At 72.4% G+C, this 17820-nt stretch carries 17 protein-coding genes; 8 read left to right on the plus strand and 9 right to left on the minus strand.

Going from position 1 to position 17820, the window contains the following annotated elements:
• Positions 1-4: 4 nt before the first annotated feature.
• From recO to ACWCQ1_RS18790, 4 genes are all read right to left on the minus strand, one after another.
• Positions 5-751: a DNA repair protein RecO gene (gene recO, locus ACWCQ1_RS18775; RefSeq protein WP_133041098.1), complete on the minus strand. Its 747-nt coding sequence runs from the start codon at positions 749-751 to the stop codon at positions 5-7.
• A complete protein-coding gene (locus ACWCQ1_RS18780; RefSeq protein WP_133041097.1) occupies positions 699-932 on the minus strand; it encodes a hypothetical protein in 234 nt (77 codons plus the stop codon). Before ACWCQ1_RS18780 ends, recO begins: the two co-directional genes overlap by 53 nt.
• 179 nt (positions 933-1111) lie before the next feature.
• Entirely contained in the window at positions 1112-1780 is a 669-nt protein-coding gene (locus ACWCQ1_RS18785) for a response regulator (RefSeq protein ID WP_133041096.1), read from the minus strand.
• Positions 1777-2973 carry a sensor histidine kinase gene (locus ACWCQ1_RS18790; RefSeq protein ID WP_358593421.1) on the minus strand — a complete coding sequence of 399 codons (1197 nt, stop codon included), beginning with the start codon at positions 2971-2973 and terminating at the stop codon, positions 1777-1779. Before ACWCQ1_RS18790 ends, ACWCQ1_RS18785 begins: the two co-directional genes overlap by 4 nt.
• Positions 2974-3107: 134 nt before the next feature.
• Here ACWCQ1_RS18790 and ACWCQ1_RS18795 point away from each other — a divergent pair, with 134 nt between their 5' ends.
• The 3 genes from ACWCQ1_RS18795 (at position 3108) to ACWCQ1_RS18805 (ending at position 6417) form a co-directional block, all read left to right on the plus strand.
• Positions 3108-4022, plus strand: coding sequence for an ABC transporter ATP-binding protein (locus tag ACWCQ1_RS18795; RefSeq protein WP_451026936.1), 915 nt, complete (start codon positions 3108-3110; stop codon positions 4020-4022).
• The gene (locus ACWCQ1_RS18800) at positions 4019-4849 is read left to right on the plus strand and encodes an ABC transporter permease (protein WP_358593419.1); all 831 of its coding nucleotides are present in this window, start codon (positions 4019-4021) and stop codon (positions 4847-4849) included. Before ACWCQ1_RS18795 ends, ACWCQ1_RS18800 begins: the two co-directional genes overlap by 4 nt.
• A 92-nt stretch (positions 4850-4941) precedes the next feature.
• On the plus strand, positions 4942-6417 hold the full coding sequence (locus ACWCQ1_RS18805; protein WP_451026937.1) for an alpha/beta hydrolase: 1476 nt from the start codon (positions 4942-4944) through the stop codon (positions 6415-6417).
• Here ACWCQ1_RS18805 and ACWCQ1_RS18810 read toward each other — a convergent pair.
• Complete coding sequence (locus ACWCQ1_RS18810) at positions 6405-7511, minus strand: abortive phage infection protein (RefSeq protein WP_451026938.1); 1107 nt, start codon at positions 7509-7511, stop codon at positions 6405-6407. The genes ACWCQ1_RS18805 and ACWCQ1_RS18810 overlap by 13 nt on opposite strands.
• Before the next feature lie 128 nt (positions 7512-7639).
• On the minus strand, positions 7640-8077 hold the full coding sequence (locus ACWCQ1_RS18815) for a phosphatase domain-containing protein (protein ID WP_133041090.1): 438 nt from the start codon (positions 8075-8077) through the stop codon (positions 7640-7642).
• 168 nt (positions 8078-8245) lie between these two features.
• Here ACWCQ1_RS18815 and ACWCQ1_RS18820 point away from each other — a divergent pair, with 168 nt between their 5' ends.
• From ACWCQ1_RS18820 to ACWCQ1_RS18840, 5 genes are read left to right on the plus strand one after another with little or no spacing between them, the layout of a single operon-like run.
• Entirely contained in the window at positions 8246-9844 is a 1599-nt protein-coding gene (locus ACWCQ1_RS18820) for an ABC transporter substrate-binding protein (RefSeq protein WP_358593416.1), read from the plus strand.
• Positions 9845-9854: 10 nt separating this feature from the next.
• Positions 9855-10814 (plus strand): ABC transporter permease, encoded by a 960-nt coding sequence (locus tag ACWCQ1_RS18825; RefSeq protein ID WP_451026939.1) that lies wholly within the window; start codon positions 9855-9857, stop codon positions 10812-10814.
• On the plus strand, positions 10811-12790 hold the full coding sequence (locus ACWCQ1_RS18830; protein ID WP_451026940.1) for a dipeptide/oligopeptide/nickel ABC transporter permease/ATP-binding protein: 1980 nt from the start codon (positions 10811-10813) through the stop codon (positions 12788-12790). Before ACWCQ1_RS18825 ends, ACWCQ1_RS18830 begins: the two co-directional genes overlap by 4 nt.
• The gene (locus ACWCQ1_RS18835; RefSeq protein ID WP_133041086.1) at positions 12787-13806 is read left to right on the plus strand and encodes an ABC transporter ATP-binding protein; all 1020 of its coding nucleotides are present in this window, start codon (positions 12787-12789) and stop codon (positions 13804-13806) included. Before ACWCQ1_RS18830 ends, ACWCQ1_RS18835 begins: the two co-directional genes overlap by 4 nt.
• Positions 13803-14729 (plus strand): dihydrodipicolinate synthase family protein, encoded by a 927-nt coding sequence (locus ACWCQ1_RS18840; RefSeq protein WP_451026941.1) that lies wholly within the window; start codon positions 13803-13805, stop codon positions 14727-14729. The genes ACWCQ1_RS18835 and ACWCQ1_RS18840 overlap by 4 nt, the downstream gene beginning before the upstream one ends.
• 61 nt (positions 14730-14790) lie before the next feature.
• Here ACWCQ1_RS18840 and ACWCQ1_RS18845 read toward each other — a convergent pair whose 3' ends face one another.
• Genes ACWCQ1_RS18845 through ACWCQ1_RS18855 form a run of 3 tightly spaced genes read right to left on the minus strand, consistent with a single transcriptional unit; the run spans position 14791 to position 17815 of the window.
• Entirely contained in the window at positions 14791-15975 is a 1185-nt protein-coding gene (locus ACWCQ1_RS18845) for a sialidase family protein (RefSeq protein WP_451026942.1), read from the minus strand.
• Positions 15972-16640 carry a response regulator transcription factor gene (locus ACWCQ1_RS18850; protein ID WP_358593410.1) on the minus strand — a complete coding sequence of 223 codons (669 nt, stop codon included), beginning with the start codon at positions 16638-16640 and terminating at the stop codon, positions 15972-15974. Before ACWCQ1_RS18850 ends, ACWCQ1_RS18845 begins: the two co-directional genes overlap by 4 nt.
• On the minus strand, positions 16637-17815 hold the full coding sequence (locus tag ACWCQ1_RS18855) for a sensor histidine kinase (RefSeq protein ID WP_451026978.1): 1179 nt from the start codon (positions 17813-17815) through the stop codon (positions 16637-16639). Before ACWCQ1_RS18855 ends, ACWCQ1_RS18850 begins: the two co-directional genes overlap by 4 nt.
• Between the last annotated feature and the right edge of the window lie 5 nt (positions 17816-17820).

Raw genomic sequence — 17820 nt, forward strand, 5'->3', positions numbered from 1 at the left:
CCGCTTACTTCTCTACGTAACGAAGCGAACGCAGTCCGCGTTCCAGATGCCAGTGCAGATACGCGGACACCAGCCCGCTCCCCTCCCGGACGTACCGCGGCTCGCACGCGTCCGCGGTGTCCCAGTCTCCCGTAAGCAGCGCGCCGAGGAGGTCCAGGGTCTGCGGAGACGGTACGACACTGCCGGCCACCCGGCAGTCGGCGCAGATCGAGCCGCCGGAGGCGACGGAGAAGAACCGGTTCGGCCCGGGCAGCCCGCACTTGGCGCAGTCGCTGAAGCTGGGCGCGTAGCCGTTGACGGCGAGGGAGCGCAGCAGGAAGGCGTCGAGGACGAGGTGCGGGGCGTGCTCGCCGCGGGCCAGCGTCCGCAGGGCACCGACGAGCAACAGGTACTGCTGGACCGCCGGCTCGCCCTCGTGATCGGTGAAGCGCTCGGCGGTCTCCAGCATGGCGGTGCCCGCGGTGTAGCGGGCGTAGTCGCTCACGATCCCCCCGCCGTACGGGGCGATGGTCTCGCTCTGGGTGCACAGCGGCAGCCCGCGCCCCACCAGCTCGCTCCCCCGCGCGAAGAACTGCACGTCGACATGGGAGAAGGGTTCGAGCCGCGCCCCGAACTTCGACTTGGTCCGCCGCACACCGCGGGCCACGGCCCGCACCCGCCCGTGCCCGCGCGTGAGCAGCGTGATGATGCGGTCCGCCTCACCGAGCTTCTGGGTGCGCAGCACGATGCCGTCGTCGCGGAACAGGCTCATGGGCCCCATTCTCGCCCACCGCGGGGGCCTCCCGCACAGCCCCCGGATCGGCGTCCCACTCCTTGCCACCGCCGAAGGGTCTCAGCTGGACGTACGGCCCCTCGTGGCCCATCACGATCCCGGCCTTCCCGGTACGCGTGTCCACGACATGACTGCCGACCGGTGGTGTGGGGGGCTTCATTTCCTCTCCTTAACGACCGTAAAAACGACTCGGAATTCCGGGCGGAGGTGAGACCCGGCACTCCAGCGTGCTTCCCCTTTCTTTTTTGATTTCACGCTTTTGCTGCCGATAACGGCGTACGGCCCCTAAAATCGGCAGGAGTCTGCACACTTCACGCGTCTGACGGAGGGACAGCGAATTCACCGGGGCCGTACGGACACCAGCCCGGACTCGTACGCCAGGATGACCAGTTGGACGCGGTCCCGGGCGTCGAGTTTGGTGAGCAGGCGGGTGAGGTACGTCTTCGCCGTCGCGACGCTGATGCACAGCTCGGCCGCGATCTCCGTGTTGGACAGGCCGGAGCCGACCAGGGTGAGGACCTCGCGTTCGCGGTCCGTGATGCCGGTCAGTTCCCGGCGGCCGACGGCCGGTTCGGGGCGGGCGGCGAAGTCGTGGATGAGGCGGCGGGTCACGCTCGGCGCGATCAGCGCGTCCCCGGCGGCCACGACCCGTACCGCGCCGATGATGTCGTCCAGCCCCATGTCCTTGACCAGGAAGCCGGACGCGCCGGCCCGCAGGGCGCCGTAGACGTGGTCGTCGTCGTCGAAGGTGGTCAGGACGACCACCCGGGCGTCGGAGCCGGAGGCGGTGATGCGGCGGGTGGCCTCGATGCCGTCCATGCCCGGCATGCGGATGTCCATGACGACGACGTCCGGGGCGAGTTCGGCCGTCAGCCGTACGGCCTCCTCGCCGTTCGCCGCCTCGCCGACCACCTCCACGTCGTCGAGTTCGGCCATCACCATGCTCAGCGCGGTGCGGATGAGTTCCTGGTCGTCGGCGAGGACGACCCGTACCGCCCGGTCCGTCATCGCACGCCCGCCGGTACCGGCAGCCGCGCCGCGACCCGGAAACCGCCCTCGGGGCGCGGGGCCGCCGTGAACTCGCCGTGCAGCAGGGCGACCCGCTCGCGCATCCCGGCCAGGCCGAACCCGGTGTCGGTGGAGGCGCCGTGGCCGCGGCCCTCGTCGGTGATCTCGAGCGTGAGGTCGTCGTCGGTGTAGCGCAGGGTGACCTCGCACCGGGAGGTTCCCGCGTGCCGGACCACGTTCGTCACCGACTCCTGGATGATCCGGAACGCCGACAGGTCGATCTCCGGCGGGAGCCGGCGGGGCTCACCGAGGCGCCGTACCTCCACCCGTACGCCCGCCGCGGTCGTCGTGGCCGCCAGGCGGTCGACGTCGTCCAGGCCCGCCGGGATCGCGTCGCCGGTGCCGCCGTCGTCCGCCGCCCGCAGCGCGACCAGCATGCGGCGCAGGCCGGCCAGTGTCTCGCGGCCCTCGTTCTCCACGGCCCGCATGGCCGCGAGGGCCGCCTCGGGGCGGGTCCCGGCGACCCGGGCCGCGGCGCCGGCCTGGAGGGCGATGATGCCGATGCTGTGGGCGACGGTGTCGTGCATCTCGCGGGCTATGCGCAGCCGTTCGGCGGTGACGGCCCGGTCCGCGTGCTCGGCGCTCAGGCGTTCGGCGTGCAGTCGGGACTGGTGGCTGGAGTTGCCGAGCAGCCAGGCGATGACGGTGACGAGGGCGACGGCCAGTTCGGGCCCCGTGCCCGCGACCCAGCCGCACAGCATGCGCACCGACACGTAGACGGGCAGGGTGCCGACCGCCAGGGCCAGGGCGATGAGCGCGGTGCGCCGGGGGTGGGCCGCGGCGATGAAGTACAGCGCGACGATCGTGGTGAGGTACTGCGCCAGGGGGAGTTCGCCCACGCCGAGGGTGGTCGTCTCGACGACCGCTGCGAGGATCGTCCACGTCAGCGCCCGGAGCGGTCTGCGCTGCAGCAGCCTGCCGCCCCGGAAGGCCATCGCGGTGGACAGCGCCAGGAACAGCATCCCGTCCCAGCGGTAGAGCTGGACCGCCGGCCACTGGCTGGGCTCCAGTTCGCCGGGCAGCCGGAATGTCGTCAGGAGCGTGAACAGCGTGCTCACGCACCACACGATCGCCGTCCAGTCACCCGGCGACACACGCTTGAGCAGGGGCTGCGGAGGCGGGATGGCGGACATGCCGTGATCGTAGGCGGCCCCTCCCATGCCGGTCATCGGCCCGGGGACGTACAACCACGGTCGACAGCCTGGCCGGACGAGTGTCAGCGTCCGCCCGATGCCCGGGACCGCCCGCCCGCGCGACCGTGGTCCGCATGATCGAAGTCGAACAGCTCACCAAGAGGTACGGCCCCACGACCGCCGTACGCGACCTGTCCTTCACCGTCCGCCCCGGCCATGTCACCGGCTTCCTCGGCCCCAACGGCGCGGGCAAGACCACGACCCTGCGGATGCTGCTGGGCCTCGTCGAGCCGACGTCCGGCACGGCGACGATCAGCGGCCACTCCTTCCGCCGCCATCCGCGCGGCCTGCACCACGTCGGCGCCCTCCTCGACGCGCACGACGTGCACGGCGGCCGCAGCGCGCGGGCGCATCTGCACGCGCTGGCCCGCGGCAACCGGATCCCGCGCCGCCGGGTGGACGAGGTGCTCGCCGAGGTCGGTCTCACCGACGCGGCGGCCCGGCGCCGGGTCGGCACCTTCTCGCTCGGCATGAAGCAGCGGCTGGGCATCGCGGCCGCCCTGCTCGGCGACCCGCCGGTGCTGATGTTCGACGAACCCCTCAACGGCCTCGATCCGGAAGGGGTGTTGTGGGTACGGGAACTGTTCCGGCGGCTGGCCCACGAGGGCCGTACCGTTCTCGTCTCCAGTCACCTCATGTCCGAGATGGAGCACACCGCCGACGAGCTGGTCGTCATCGGCCGGGGCGAGCTGATCGCCGCCGAGAGCCTGGCCGGTTTCGCCGCGCGCGGTACGGCGCCGACCGTGACGGTGCGCACGCCGGACGCCGGCCCGCTCGCCGCCGTACTGGAGGCGGAGGGCGCGGAGGTGGCGCCCCACGATGTGGAGACGCTGAGGGTGAGCGGGGCGAGTGCGGTGCGGGTCGGTGAGATCGCCCATGAACACCGCTTCCTGCTCTGGGAGTTGTCGACCTCGGCCGCCTCCCTGGAGACCGCGTTCATGGAACTGACCGCCGACCGTGTCGAGTACCTCGCCGGAGACCGCCGATGACCACGCTCGCCCCGCCCGCCGCCCGCTTCACCGACCTGCTGGCCGCCGAGTGGATCAAACTCCGTTCCCTGCGCTCCACTTACTGGGCCCTCGGTGCGAGCGCCCTGGCCCTGGTCGCCTTCAACACGAACGCGGCCCGCGCGGACTATGTCAACTACCCGCACTACGGCGGCCCGATCCACCGCGAGTTCGTCTACTGGGCGCTGCGGGACGCCTTCACCCAGGGCGCCGCCCTGATGCTGGTGCTGGCGTGCGCGGGCATCGGGGCGATCACGATCGTCGGCGAGTACGCGACGGGCCTGATCCGTACGACCTTCACCGCCGTCCCGGACCGCCGGGCGCTGGTCGCGGCGAAGGTGGCCGTGGTGACGGCGGTGATGACGCTGTACGGCGCGCTGGTCGCGGGCGTCTCCTTCGCGGCGACCCAGGCCGTCCTCGACGGCCGGGGCGCGGGCGTGTCGATCGGGTATCCCGGCGCCTGGCGCGTGGTCGTGGCGTCGGCGCTGCTGGCCCCGGTGAGCGCACTGGTCGGCATGGGCATGGGGGCGCTGATCCGGCACAGCGCGACCACGATGGTCCTGACGACCCTCGCGCTGCTCCTGCTGCCGTCCTTCGTCACCGACACCTACCACTGGACGGCCTGCGTCCGTAACGCGCTGCCCTTCAACGCCTGGGTGCGGCTCGTCGACGTCGGATACGGCACCCATCCCTTCACCCTGGTCTCCAAATACCCGACGTCCGTGGCGGGCGGGTGGGTCGTGTTCGGGGTGTGGGCGGCGGTGAGCGCGGTGGTCGCGGTGGTGGCCGTCGACCGGCGGGACGTCTGAGAAACCCGCGGTCGGCGGTGGGGTAAACCCCCTTCGCGACAAGGCAGTTGACCGGATGGGACGGGCGGCGCGCAACCGCGAGGCTCATGACCATGACGAAGAGCATCCGCACCGCCTCACTGATCGCCGCCACCGGGGTCGTCCTCGGTCTTCTCGCGCCGGTCACCGCCTCCGCCCGCCCCGGGCAGACGCTCCACTGGACCAGGTGCCAGGGCGCCGGCCTCGATCCACGTCAGGAGTGCGCCACCCTCGCCCTGCCGATGGACTACGCCCACCCCGACGGCGCACGGATCGACCTCGCCGTCTCCCGTATCCCGGCCGAGAACCCGTCCGCCCGCCGGGGCGCGCTGCTGCTCGTTCCCGGCGGGCCGGGCGGGGACAGCCTGGACGACCCCTCGGGCAAGGGACAGAAGCTGCCCCAGGGCGTCCGGGACTCCTACGACCTGATCGGGTTCGCTCCGCGCGGCAACGCGCCCTCCACGTCCGTCAGTTGCGGCCTCGAACACCGTGACCTCGCCGTCACCGCGCTGCGCCCCTGGCCCGGCCCCGACGGATCCGTCGACCGGACCATGGCCACCGCCCGCCGCATGGCGGACGCCTGCGCCCACAACGGAGGCGAGCTGCTGCGGCACATCAGCACCGTCGACAACGCCCGTGACATCGACCGGATCCGGGCCGCCCTAGGCGACCGGAAGCTCTCCGCGTGGGGGGTCTCCTACGGGACGTACGTCGCGGCCGTCTACGCCCAGCTCTTCCCGCAGCGCACCGACCGGATCGTGCTCGACAGCAGCGGCAACCCGGATCCCGTCCGGGTCGAACGCGCCTGGCTGCAGGCCTACGAGGTCGGCGTCGAGGACAACTTCCCCGAGTTCGCCAAGTGGGCGTCCGGGCCCGGCAATCCGTACCGCCTCGCTCCCACCGCCGCCGAGGTGCGTCCGCTCTTCCTGCGTCTCGCCGCCCGCCTGGACCGCGAGCCGATCCCCTGGCCCGGCGCCAACCCCGAGGAGCTGAACGGTGACGTCCTGCGCCAGACCCTGCTGAACAGCCTCTACGACCCCGACGACTATCCCACCGCGGCCCGGCTGATCCTGGCCGCGCAGAAGGGCGGGCCGCTGCCCGCGCCGCAGACCCCGCCGGACGAGGTGATGCAGAACTACACCGCGGTCGGCGCCGCCACCATCTGCAACGACGCCGCCTGGCCCCGGTCGGCCGCCGTGTATCAGAAGGGTGTCGACGAGAGCCGCGCCAAGTACCCGCTGACGGCGGGCATGCCCCGTAACGCGATGGTGTGCGCCGCCTGGCCGTGGCAGCCGAAGCGGGCACCGGTGCGGATCACCGACGGGGGGCCGGCCGACGTGCTGCTCGTGCAGGACGTACGCGATGTGGCGACCCCGCTGAGCAGTGCCCTGAAGATGCGCGAGGCGTTCGGCCGCCGCGCGGTCATGGTCACGGTGAACTCCACCGGCCACGACGCCTATCTCGACAACGGCAACGCGTGCGGCGACGAGACGGTCTCGCGGTTCCTGGCGACGGGCGAGCGGCCGCGGCGGGACGTCTACTGCGGGTGAGCGCACCGGGCGTAGCGGCGGGCGAGGGCGTGGAAGGCCTCCTTCGGCTCCCAGTGCCAGCCCGAACGCGGGTCGTCCGGGCGGTTCTTGATGACCTTGGTGATGCTGTAGCTCGCCATGTCGAGGTCCTTGCGCGGGTCGTCCGCGCGGTGCGGGGCGTCGGGGGTGACGAACTCGAAGGCCATCGCCGCGTACAGCCCCATCGCCTCGAACACCGACAGCACGCCGACGAGGTAGGCGGCCTGGGTGTGCTCGCTGCGGACCAGATGTCCCTTGATCTCGCCCTTGTCGTAGTCGACGACGTCCCAGCCCATGCCGCCCGCCTCGGGGGCGCCGACGTAGGTGCAGGTGCCGAACTCGGTGATGGCGAGGGGCTTGCCCCAGCGCTGGTAGCGCCGCAACTCCCTGATGTGGTCGGAGTGGTGGCGGAAGTACGAGTAGTAGTCGATGCCGACGATGTCGAACAGCCGCCAGTCGACCTTGTCGTCCTGGGCGGCGGCATAGCTCAGGTCGCCGTGGAAGACGGACCGCCCGAGTGCCGCCGCCTTCGCGGTGAAGCGGTCGAGGCGGCGCTGCATCGCCACGGGGTCGACCTTCCCGTCCAGCAGGTTCCGGACCCGCTCCAGGACCGTCTCCCCCGGCACGATCCCGGGCACGAACAGCCAGAACTCGCAGCCCACGCTGAAGTCGACGCTCGCCCCCTGCCGCCGCAGCCGCTCCGCGAACCGCCCGCACTCGGCCATGTGCTCCAGGATGTCCCGCTCCGGGGCGTCCGCGAGGATCGGCTGCAGCCATACGTGCAGTCCCCGCTCGGCGGCCTCGGCGGCGGTGGCGGTGAGCCGTTCGACACCGTCGCCGGTCACGTCGACGGTGTCCGCGTGCAGGCGGTCGCGGATGGCCCGGATGTCGCGCCGCATCCGGGCGGCGCTCCACGCGGTCCCCGCTGTCTCCCCCTCGCCTACGGTGTAGACGACCCCCCGGTGACGGAGGCCGCGGCGTCCGGCGGCGGTCGCGGGCCGGGTCGCCGCCGCGACCGACACGGCCGCGGCCCCCGCCAGGAACCGCGCCCGGCTGATCCCCTTCGTCTCATCCATGCCCCCAGCGTGCCGCCCGCGTTCCCGCCCCGCCGTCCGCCGATGGTCTACGGTCCGGCAACCAAGGAATGACGGACGACGTCGGTCGTACGCCCGTCTGGTCCTCGGCGACGCCATGGCGGACGCGCTCAGTCGGCGAAGGTCCGCACGTATCGCTTCTGCCACGGCGTCTCCACCGCCCGCCGGTCGTAGTGCCGGCGTACGAAGTCCACGGCCTCCTCGGCCGGAACCCCGTCCAGCACCGCCAGACACGCCAGCGCCGTCCCGGTGCGCCCCCGGCCGCCGCCGCAAGCGACCTCGACCCTCCCCACCCGCGCGGCCCGCTCCCAGGCCGCGGTGAGTGCGGCGCGGGCCGCCGGGCGGTCGGCGGGGAGCCAGAAGTCGGGCCAGCGGATCCAGGTGAACTCCCAGGGCACGGGCGGGGGTTGGCGGCCGAGGAGGTAGAGGGCGTACGAGGGGGTGGGCGCCCCGGGCGGGAGGGGGCGGCGCAGTCCGCGGCCCCGGATCAGCCGGCCGGAGGGCAGGCGCAGCACCCCGGGGTCCGCGGGGTTCCACGTGTCCGTCATCCGGCCAGCGTACGGGGCGTCAACTCGGCCATAACAGCACGTCATTGGTCCGACCTCTGACGGCTACGCCATTCGTGTGCGTTCCCTTGACCGCCCTGTGGGCCCCTCCTAGGGTCGCGGCTGACGCCAGGACGTAGGACGTCGTATCTCCTCACCGCTGGAGGAACCGTGCACCGCCGGACCTTCCTGAAGCACACCGGCGCGCTGGGCGCGGCGGCCGCCGTCTCCGCGTCCCTGTCCGCCTGCTCGTGGGGGCCGCAGTCCACGATCGACACCGGGAGCGGCGGCGGCGAGGACCGCACGCTCACCGCCGTCATCGGCTATGGGAACGACGGCAGCTGGGACCCGACGCAGACGGCGTCGGCGTTCTGCATGGCCGCCAACAACCACGTCTACGAGGGGCTGCTGGACACCGACCCGATCTCCCGCGAGCCGTACGCGGCGCTCGCGAGCGAGGTGCCCACGGACCTCCGCGCCACGACCTGGCGTTTCACGCTCCGGCAGGGCGCGACCTTCCACGACGGCAGGCCCGTCACCGCCGACGACGTGGTCTTCGTCTTCGACCGCATCCTCGACCCGAAGACCCAGACCCTCGCCAAGGGCTTCTTCGCGAGCTGGCTGAAGGAGGTCCGGAAGGTCGACGCGCGCACGGTGGAGCTGGTGCTCAAGTTCCCCTTCCCGGAAGGCGCTGCACGGCTCACCATCGCCAAGATCATGCCGAAGCACGTCTTCTCCCGGCCCGGCGCCTGGGACGACGCGATCAGAGGACTGGCGGTCGGCTCGGGGCCGTACCGGCAGACCGCGCACCACCCGAAGTCCAACACGACCTTCGCGGCCTTCGAGCACTACAACGGCCCCCGCCCGCCGGCCTTCCGGCGGATGAACTGGCTGACGATCGTGGACGCGGCCCCGCGCGTGGCCCGTGTCTCCGGGGCGAGCGCGGGCGCGCAGATCGCCGACAACATCCCGTATGCCGACATCGAGCAGCTCAGAAGCGGCGGGCTGTCGGTCGCGGGCGGGGCCGGGATGAACAACCTGTTCCTGATGTTCAACACCCGGCACAAGCCCTTCGACGACGTACGGGTGCGGCAGGCACTGCACTACGCCATCGACACCGAGAAGATGGTGCGGGTCGCGCTCAAGGGGCACGGGAAGCCGTCGTCCTCCTTCCTGAACGAGGGCAACCCCTCCTACCGGCGGGCGAGGACCGTCTACGACCACGACCCCGAGAAGGCGAAGGCGCTGCTGAAAGCGGCCGGGGTCAGCGGGCTGGGGGTCGACGTCCTCGCGGTGAACGTGAGTTGGATCGTCGACTGTCTGCCGACCATCAAGGCGTCCTGGGACGCGATCGGCGTGCGGACCACCCTCTCACCGCAGGAGACGACCGCCGTCTTCACCAAGATGGACCAGAAGCGGGACTACCAGGTCGTGGCCGCCGCCTCGAACCCCAACCAGTTCGGCCTCGACGCCGACCTGATCATGCACTACAACTACGGCCCCGCCAACCTCTGGATGGGCTACACCCGTTGGGCCGACGACCCGGTGGCCAAGCGGCTCTTCACCGACATGGACCGGGCCACCCGGGAGCCCGACCCGGAGCGGAAGCGGGCGATGATCCAGGACTACATCGACATCGTCGCCGAGCAGGCCGTGCTCTACCCGGTCGTCCACAACGAACTGATGACGGCGTGGGATCCGCGGAGGCTGAAGGGGATAAGGGCACAGCCGTATCCCGGCATCAACCTGCTCCGGGCGACATGGGTCTAGGGGCACCGTCGTGATCGCCGTCCTGCGCATCCTCGTCCGCCGTGTCGCCCTGCTCGTGCCGCTGATGCTCGGCGTGGTGCTGTTCGTGTTCCTGGTGATGCGCTTCTCCGACGTCGACCCGGCGTCCGCGTTCTTCCAGGGCTCCAACCCGACCGCTCAACAGCTGCACGACTTCCGTGAGCGCAACGGCCTGCTCGACCCGCTGCCCGTGCGCTACGTCCACTTCGTCGGCGGCCTGCTCCACGGCGACCTCGGCACCAGCGCCCTGACCCGCGCCCCGGTCCTCGACCAGGTCGCCACCGCGCTGCCGCTCACCCTCCAGCTCACCTTCCTGGGCCTCGCGATCGCCGTGGTGCTCTCCCTGCTCGGCGGGGTCACGGCGGCCGTCCACCGCGACCGCCTCCCCGACCAGATCATCCGGGTCGTCTCCCTCGTCGGCGTCGCGGCCCCCGCCTTCTGGCTGGCGCTGCTGATGATCCAGTACCTGGCGGTCGACCGGGGCTGGTTCCCGACCGGCGGCTACATCAACCCGGCCGACTCCCTCACCGGCTGGCTGCGGACCATGACCCTGCCCGCCCTGGCCCTGTCACTGCCGGTCGCGGCCCAACTCACCCGGATCGTCCGGACGTCGGTGGTGGAGGAGCTGGACAAGGACTACGTCCGTACGGCGATCGGCAGCGGACTGCCGCCGCGTGTCGTCGTGGGCCGCAACGTCCTGCGGAACGCGCTCGTCAACCCGCTGACCGTGCTCGGACTGCGCGTCGGCTATCTGCTCGGCGGCGCCGTCGTCATCGAGACGATCTTCGCGCTGCCCGGCATGGGCAAGCTGATGATCGACGCCGTGCAGAACGGCGACCCGGCGGTCGTGCAGGGCGTCGTCCTGACGACCGCCACCGGCTTCGTCGTGGTCAACCTCGTCATCGACGTCCTGTACCTGCTGCTCAACCCGCGCCTCAGGGAGGCGTCATGACGTTCCCCACCCGCAAGGACCTCGCCGGGATCCTTTCCCGGCCGGGGCTGCGCCCGCGCGGATGGCGACGGCTCCCGCCGCTGTCGAAGGCCGCCGTCTGCTTCCTGGCCGTCGTCGTCCTGGTCGCCCTGCTGGCCCCGCTGATCGCGCCGGACGACCCCCTCGACCAGCAGCCGCTCGTCGACGACACCGGGCATCCGTCCGCCGAGCACTGGATGGGCCAGGACAGCCTCGGCCGGGACATCCTCAGCCGGCTGATGTACGGCGCCCGCTGGTCGCTGGCCATCGGGCTCGGCGCGACCGCGCTCGCGCTGGTCGTGGGAGCGCTGGTCGGGGCGGTCGCCGCCACCTCGCGCAAGGGGGTCGACGAGACTCTGATGCGCTGCCTGGACGTGGTGATGGCGTTCCCCGGCATCGCGCTGGCCGCCGTGCTGGTGGCGGTCTTCGGGGGCGGGATCACGGTGCTGATCTGCGCGATCGCGTTCCTGTTCACCCCGCCGGTGGCACGGGTCGTGCGGGCCAACGTCCTCGACCAGTACGGCGAGGACTATGTGACGGCGGAACGGGTGATCGGCGCCCGGACCCCGCACATCGTGCTGCGCCACGTCGCCGTCAACTGCGCCGCCCCGGTACTGGTGTTCTGCACCGTGCAGGTCGCCGAGGCGGTCGTCTTCGAGGCCTCGCTGTCGTTCATCGGGGCGGGGGTACGGCCGCCGGACCCGTCCTGGGGCAGTGTCATCGCGGACGGCAAGAACATGGTGCTCATCGGAGGGTGGTGGGCGACCGTCTTCCCCGGGCTGCTGATGCTGGTGACCGTGCTGTCGTTGAACGTCCTGGCCGAGGGCGTGTCGGACGCGTGGGCCGTCCCCGCGGGGCGTGAGGTGGAGGTGCGCGGCGAGGACGACCCGGTGGAGGCTCCGGAGCCGGGCAGCGGGGAGGTGCTGCGGCTGCCCGGGCTGGCGGCGGCAGCGGCGCGACTGCGTACCAGGGCCCGTCCCCTCCCCCAGGGGCGGCAACCCGTGCTCGCGGTGGAGGACCTCACCATCGGGTTCGACTCCCGGCACGGCGGCGTCGACATCGTGGACGGCATCAGCTTCGAGGTACGGCCCGGTGAGGTGCTGGGGCTTGTCGGGGAGTCGGGATGCGGCAAGTCGCTGACCGCCCTGACCGTCATGGGCCTCCAGCCGAAGGGCGCCCGGGTGGGTGGTCAAGTCCGCTTCCAGCAGCGCGAGTTGCTCGCCGAACCGCTGCGGGTACGGCGTCGGCTGCTCGGCCACGAGATGGCGATGGTCTACCAGGACGCGCTGTCCTCCCTGAACCCGGCGATGACCGTCCGCGCCCAGCTCAAGCAGGTCGTACGGCGCGGCGGCCACCGCACTCCCGCCGAACTGCTCGCCCTGGTCGGCCTCGACCCCGACCGCACCCTGCGCAGCTACCCGCACGAACTCTCCGGCGGCCAGCGGCAGCGCGTCCTGATCGCCATGGCCCTCTCCCGCGAGCCGAGGCTGATCATCGCCGACGAGCCGACCACCGCGCTGGACGTGACGGTCCAGGCGCAGGTCATGGAGCTGCTGCTGCGGCTGCGCGAGGAGCTGGGCTTCGCGCTGATCCTCGTCTCGCACGATCTGGCGCTGGTCGCGGACGTCACCGACCGGGTGGTGGTGATGTACGGCGGGCAGATCGTGGAGACGGGCGTCACCGCCGACCTGGTCGAGGAGCCGGCCCACCACTACACGCGCGGACTGCTGGGCAGCGTGCTGTCCCTGGAGTCCGCCGAGGAGCGCATGACCCAGATCAGGGGCGTCGTCCCGTCCCCCGCCGACTTCCCGGCAGGCTGCCGCTTCGCCGGCCGCTGCCCGCTCGCCACCGGCGTCTGCCGCACCACCCCGCCCGACCTGCTCGGCACGCCCGCGCACACGGCCGCCTGTCACCACCCCGCGGTCGATCTCGTGACGTCGCCGGAGGCGGTGCAGTGAACGCGATCGTCGAGCTGTCCGGCGCCCATGTCGTCCACCGGGCCCGCGGCGGCGGCCTGTTCACCCGCGACCGGGTCCACGCCCTCACCGGTGCCGACCTCGCCGTCGCGCCCGGCGAGACGGTCGGCGTCGTCGGCGAGTCCGGCTGCGGCAAGTCGACGCTGGCGAAGGTGCTGGTCGGCATCCAGCGGCCGACCGGGGGCACGGTGTCCTTCCGGGGCCGCGACCTGTGGTCGATGCCGCCCGCCGAACGCCGGACCACCGTCGGCGCGGGCACCGGAATGGTCTTCCAGGACCCCTCGACCGCCCTGAACCGCCGGCTGCCGGTACGGCGGATCCTGCGCGACCCGCTGGACGTGCACCGGCACGGCACGACCGCCGAACGTGAGGACCGGGTACGGGAGTTGATGGGCCTCGTCGGTCTGCCCCGCGCCCTCGCCGACGCCCTGCCCGGCCAGTTGTCCGGCGGTCAGCGCCAACGGGTGGCGATCGCACGGGCGTTGGCCCTGGAGCCCGAGCTGGTCGTGGCGGACGAACCGACGAGCGCCCTCGACGTCTCCGTCCGCGCCCAGATCCTCAACCTCCTCCTCGACCTGAGGGAGCGCCTGGGCCTCGCCCTGGTCTTCGTCTCGCACGACATCCAGACGGTACGGCGGATGAGCGACCGTGTGATCACCATGTACCTCGGCAGGATCGTGGAGGAGTCCCCGGCCACCGAGGTCACGGACCGGGCCCGCCACCCGTACACCCGGGCCCTGTTCTCGGCGACCCCCGGACTGCTGCGTCCCGTCGAGCCGATCCCCCTCACCGGCCCGGTGCCGTCCGCGACCCGGCCGCCCTCCGGCTGTCCCTTCCGTACCCGCTGCTGGAAGGCGGACGGCCGGTGCGCATCCGAGATGCCGGAATTCTCGGCCGCGTCGGCGCCCGGTCACCGGTTCCGCTGCCACCATCCTGTTCAGGAGGCCGAATCGACGCACGACCTCGTACGGCAGAACCACCCCAGGGAGCCCTCATGACCCTTCCCACCCCGCTGACCGGTGTCGTCCCGCCCGTCTGCACGCCCCTGACACCGGACCGCGAGGTGGACGTCCCCTCGCTGCTCAGGCTGGTCGACCATCTGGTGGACGCCGGGGTGGACGCGCTGTTCGTGCTGGGCTCCTCGTCGGAGGCGGCCTATCTGACCGACGGGCAGCGTCGGCTGGTCGTGGAGTCGGTGGCCGCCCATGTGGCCGGCCGGCTCCCCGTCCTGGCCGGGGCGATCGACATGACGACCCCTCGCGTCCTCGACCATGTGCGGGCCGTGACCTCGGCGGGCGCGGACGCGGTGGTGGTGACGGCCCCCTTCTACACCCGCACCCACCCCGCCGAGATCGCCCGCCACTTCCGCCTGGTCGCACAGGGTTCCCCGGTCCCGGTGATCGCCTACGACATCCCGATGGCCGTCCACACGAAACTCCCCGCCGACCTGGTCCTCGCCCTCGCCGCCGACGGCACCCTCGCCGGGCTGAAGGACTCCAGCGGCGACCTGGCCGCCTTCCGCGAGGTCGTCACCGGCGCCCGCGCGCTCCCCGGCTTCAGCGTCCTGACCGGCTCGGAACTGATCGTCGACTCCGCCCTCGCGCTCGGCGCCGACGGAGCCGTCCCGGGCCTCGCCAACGTCGACCCCCATGGCTACGTCCGTCTCGTCCGTCTGTGCCGGGACGGTGACCGGGGGCGGGCGCGGGCCGAACAGGAGCGGCTGTGCGCCCTGTTCCGGATGGTGGGCGCCGGCGACCCGGCCCGTATGGGCGGCAGTTCGTCGGCGCTGGGCGCCTTCAAGGCGGCGCTGCACCTGCGGGGCGTCATCGACTGCCCGGCGACGGCGGAACCCCAGGTGCCGCTGTCACCGGAGGAGGTGGAACGGATCGCCAAGTACCTCGCCGCCGCCGGCCTGCACTGAGGGCTCCGCCCGCCCGGCGGAGCCGCATGCCGGTCGCGGCCCCGCGTCCCTTCAGGTCCGCTCAGAGCCCGTCGACCGGCAGCCGGCGGAACTCGATCGTGTCGTACGGGCCGGTCGTGCCCGTCTCGTACAGCAGGCCGACCGTCCGGGCGTCCACCTGGGTCAGGTCGGAGTAGGCGGCCGGCTGGTCGGCGAGGGTCAGGGACCTCGTGAAGGTCGCTCCGGCGTCCGCGCTGCTCCAGACGGCCATCGAGCGGCGGGCGGTCGGGACGGACGGGGCCGAGAAGAGCAACGGGGCTTCCAGCCCGGCGAGTTGGAGGACACTGCCCTCGACGACCGGGGCGTCGTCGAGGGTTGGCTGCCCGGCGTAGGGGTGGTCGACGCTCTCGCCGCCGTCCCCGGAGTAGGTGGCCACCCGGTTGCCGGGGGTGGTGCCGTTCTGGTCGCGGGAGTTGAAGTACAGCCGTCCGTCGGGGAGTTGGGCGGCGGTGGACTCGTTGGCGTTGACCACGCCGTCATAGGTGTCGTCCGTGAACCCGATGTGCCAGCTGTCTCCGCCGTCGTCGCTGTAGATGTCGTGCGCGCCGTAGTACCTGGCCTCCGCACCGGTGTCGGGGGAACCTGCGGGCGGCGGGCCGGAGTGGTTGGCGGCGACCACCAGGCGGCCGGCGTGCGGGCCGCGGGTGAGGGCGACCGCGTGGCCCGGCCCCGTCGCGTACCACCGCCAGTCCGGCAGCTTCACCTGGGCCGTGATCTCGCGGGGCGCGGAGAAGGTCAGCCCGTCGTCCCGGCTGCGTTGCACGAACACCCGCCGTCCCTGCTCGGGCGGCACCTCCCCGCGCATGATCTGCGCCTCCGTCACGGCCCCGCTGTTGTAGGAGGTGACCAGCACGATCGCCCCGGTGCGCGGATCGACGACCGGCGACGGATTGCCTCGCGTGTCCCCGTCCCCGGCGGCCACCACCCGCAACGGCCCCCAGCGGCAGCCGCCGTCGTCCGACCGGCGCAGGACGACGTCGATGTGTCCGGTGTCGGAGGGGCTGTTGTGCCGTCCCTCGGCGAAGGCGAGCACGGTGCCCCGCCGGGTCGTGACGGTGGCCGGGATGCGGTAGGTGTCGTAGCCGCCCTCGCCGGAGACGTAGGGGACGGAGGACGTGCAGCCGTGGGTGGTGGAGGCGTGCGCCGTCGCGGTGGTGGGGGCGAGGACCGCGAGGGTGACGAGGAGGGTGCGGCTCAGGAGGGTCACGGGTCGATGGTTCCCGGAGTCACCAGTCCCGACTCGTAGGCCACCATCACCAGCTGCGCCCGGTCCCGCGCCCCGAGCCTGCCCATGATCCGGCTGACGTGGGTCTTGGCGGTGAGCGGGCTCAGCCCCAACGCCCCGGCGATCTCCACGTTGTTGAGGCCCCGCGCGACCAGCGCCAGCACCTCCCGCTCCCGGTCCGACAGACACTCCGGGCCGCCCGTCGGCGGCGTCGACGGGCTGCGCAGGAACCGCTCGATCAGCCGTGCCGTGGGCCCCGGCGAGAGCAGTGCGTCGCCCGCGGCCACGGTCCGGACGGCGTCGAGGAGTTCGGCCGGACGGGTGTCCTTGACCAGGAACCCGGAGGCTCCGGCGCGCAGCGCCTCGACGATGTTCTCGTCGGTGTCGTAGGTGGTGAGGACGAGGACCCGGACGTCCTTCAGCTGCGCGTCCGCGGCGATGAGCCGGGTCGCCTCGATGCCGTCCAGGTCCGGCATCCGGATGTCCATCACCACCAGGTCGGGCCGCACGGCGCGGGTCAGCTCCACCGCCTCCCGGCCGGTGCCCGCCTGTCCGACGACGTCCATGTCCCGCGCCGACTCCACCAGCATCGCGAACGCGGCCCGTACCAGCGTCTGGTCGTCGGCGAGCAGTACGCGGATGGTCATCCTGTCCCTTCCCCCGTGGTCGTCAGCGGCAGCACGGCGGTGACCCCGAAGCCGCCCTCCCGCCGTGGCCCGGCGTCGAGTGTGCCACCCACGCTGCGGGCCCGCTCCCGCATGCCGGCCAGCCCGAATCCGGGCGCCGTGCCGGGATCGGGGCAGGCGCCGTCGTCGATGACGGACAGGCGCAGGGCCCCGTCCGTCTCGTACACCTCGACCTGTACGGCGACGTCGGGCCCGGCGTGCCGTACGGCGTTGGTCAGCGCCTCCTGGACGATCCGGTAGGCGGCCGCGCCCACGGCCGGCGGTGCCTGCCGCGCCCGGAGCGACGGCTCTACGCGCGCGCCCGCGAGCCGTGCCGTGCGAACGAGGTCGGGCAGTCCGTCGAGGCCGGGCAGCGGGCCGCGCCCGTCGCCGTTCTCGGAGGCGCGCAGCACCTCCAGCGTGGTGCGCAGTTCACCCCGTGCCGTCCGGCAGGTCTCCGCGATGTCGTCCAGCGCCTTCGCGACGGTCTCCCGGTCCAGGCGCTCGGGGTCGGCGCCGAGGACGTGCGCGGCCACCGAGGTCTGCACGCCGATCAGGGTGATGCTGTGGGCGAGCAGGTCGTGCAGGTCGCGGGCGATCCGCAGGCGTTCCTCGGCGACCCGGCGGCGGGCCTCCTCCTCACGGGTGCGTTCGGCGCGCTCGGCCCGCTCGACGATCGCGGCGACGTACTGCCGGTAGTAGCGGACGTCGACCCCGCAGAACAGGGTGGCGATCACCCAGCCGGAGATCCGCAGCAGTTCGACCGCCATGTGGGTGCTGACGGTGAGCATGGCGCCGGTGGAGACGCCGAGGACGACGGCGCCCGCCAGGATGGTGCGCAGCGGGCGGCCGGTGACGGCGACCGTGTAGAGCGCGACGATCGTGGCCGGGGTCGCCGCGAAGTGGTTGTTCTGCAGGGCGTGGTACGGCACGAGCAGCACGAGCCCGGTGGCCAGGACGAGCAGGGGCCGGCGCCGCCGCCACACCAGCGGCACGTGCGCGGCCAGCAGCAGCGTCCAGCCGAGCGCGTCCGGCCGGCGGCTCTGGTCGGTGAACAGCGCCAGGCACACGGCCGCCGCACAGAGCACGGCGGCGAGGATCGCGTCGTTGCGGGTGCCGTGCGGGGCGGTGCGCGGGTCGCGGTTGACCACCGCCATGATCC

The organism is Streptomyces sp. NPDC002144 (assembly GCF_053593695.1).

What these genes read in the sequence shown, in the direction of transcription:
- ACWCQ1_RS18795 (WP_451026936.1), top strand. Translation starts at nt 3,108, where the DNA reads ATGATCGAAGTCGAACAGCTCACCAAGAGGTACGGCCCCACGACCGCC.
- ACWCQ1_RS18855 (WP_451026978.1), bottom strand. Translation starts at nt 17,815, where the DNA reads ATGGCGGTGGTCAACCGCGACCCGCGCACCGCCCCGCACGGCACCCGC.
- ACWCQ1_RS18785 (WP_133041096.1), bottom strand. Translation starts at nt 1,780, where the DNA reads ATGACGGACCGGGCGGTACGGGTCGTCCTCGCCGACGACCAGGAACTC.
- ACWCQ1_RS18800 (WP_358593419.1), top strand. Translation starts at nt 4,019, where the DNA reads ATGACCACGCTCGCCCCGCCCGCCGCCCGCTTCACCGACCTGCTGGCC.
- ACWCQ1_RS18815 (WP_133041090.1), bottom strand. Translation starts at nt 8,077, where the DNA reads ATGACGGACACGTGGAACCCCGCGGACCCCGGGGTGCTGCGCCTGCCC.
- ACWCQ1_RS18780 (WP_133041097.1), bottom strand. Translation starts at nt 932, where the DNA reads ATGAAGCCCCCCACACCACCGGTCGGCAGTCATGTCGTGGACACGCGT.
- ACWCQ1_RS18790 (WP_358593421.1), bottom strand. Translation starts at nt 2,973, where the DNA reads ATGTCCGCCATCCCGCCTCCGCAGCCCCTGCTCAAGCGTGTGTCGCCG.
- ACWCQ1_RS18840 (WP_451026941.1), top strand. Translation starts at nt 13,803, where the DNA reads ATGACCCTTCCCACCCCGCTGACCGGTGTCGTCCCGCCCGTCTGCACG.
- recO (WP_133041098.1), bottom strand. Translation starts at nt 751, where the DNA reads ATGAGCCTGTTCCGCGACGACGGCATCGTGCTGCGCACCCAGAAGCTC.
- ACWCQ1_RS18810 (WP_451026938.1), bottom strand. Translation starts at nt 7,511, where the DNA reads ATGGATGAGACGAAGGGGATCAGCCGGGCGCGGTTCCTGGCGGGGGCC.
- ACWCQ1_RS18805 (WP_451026937.1), top strand. Translation starts at nt 4,942, where the DNA reads ATGACGAAGAGCATCCGCACCGCCTCACTGATCGCCGCCACCGGGGTC.
- ACWCQ1_RS18830 (WP_451026940.1), top strand. Translation starts at nt 10,811, where the DNA reads ATGACGTTCCCCACCCGCAAGGACCTCGCCGGGATCCTTTCCCGGCCG.
- ACWCQ1_RS18850 (WP_358593410.1), bottom strand. Translation starts at nt 16,640, where the DNA reads ATGACCATCCGCGTACTGCTCGCCGACGACCAGACGCTGGTACGGGCC.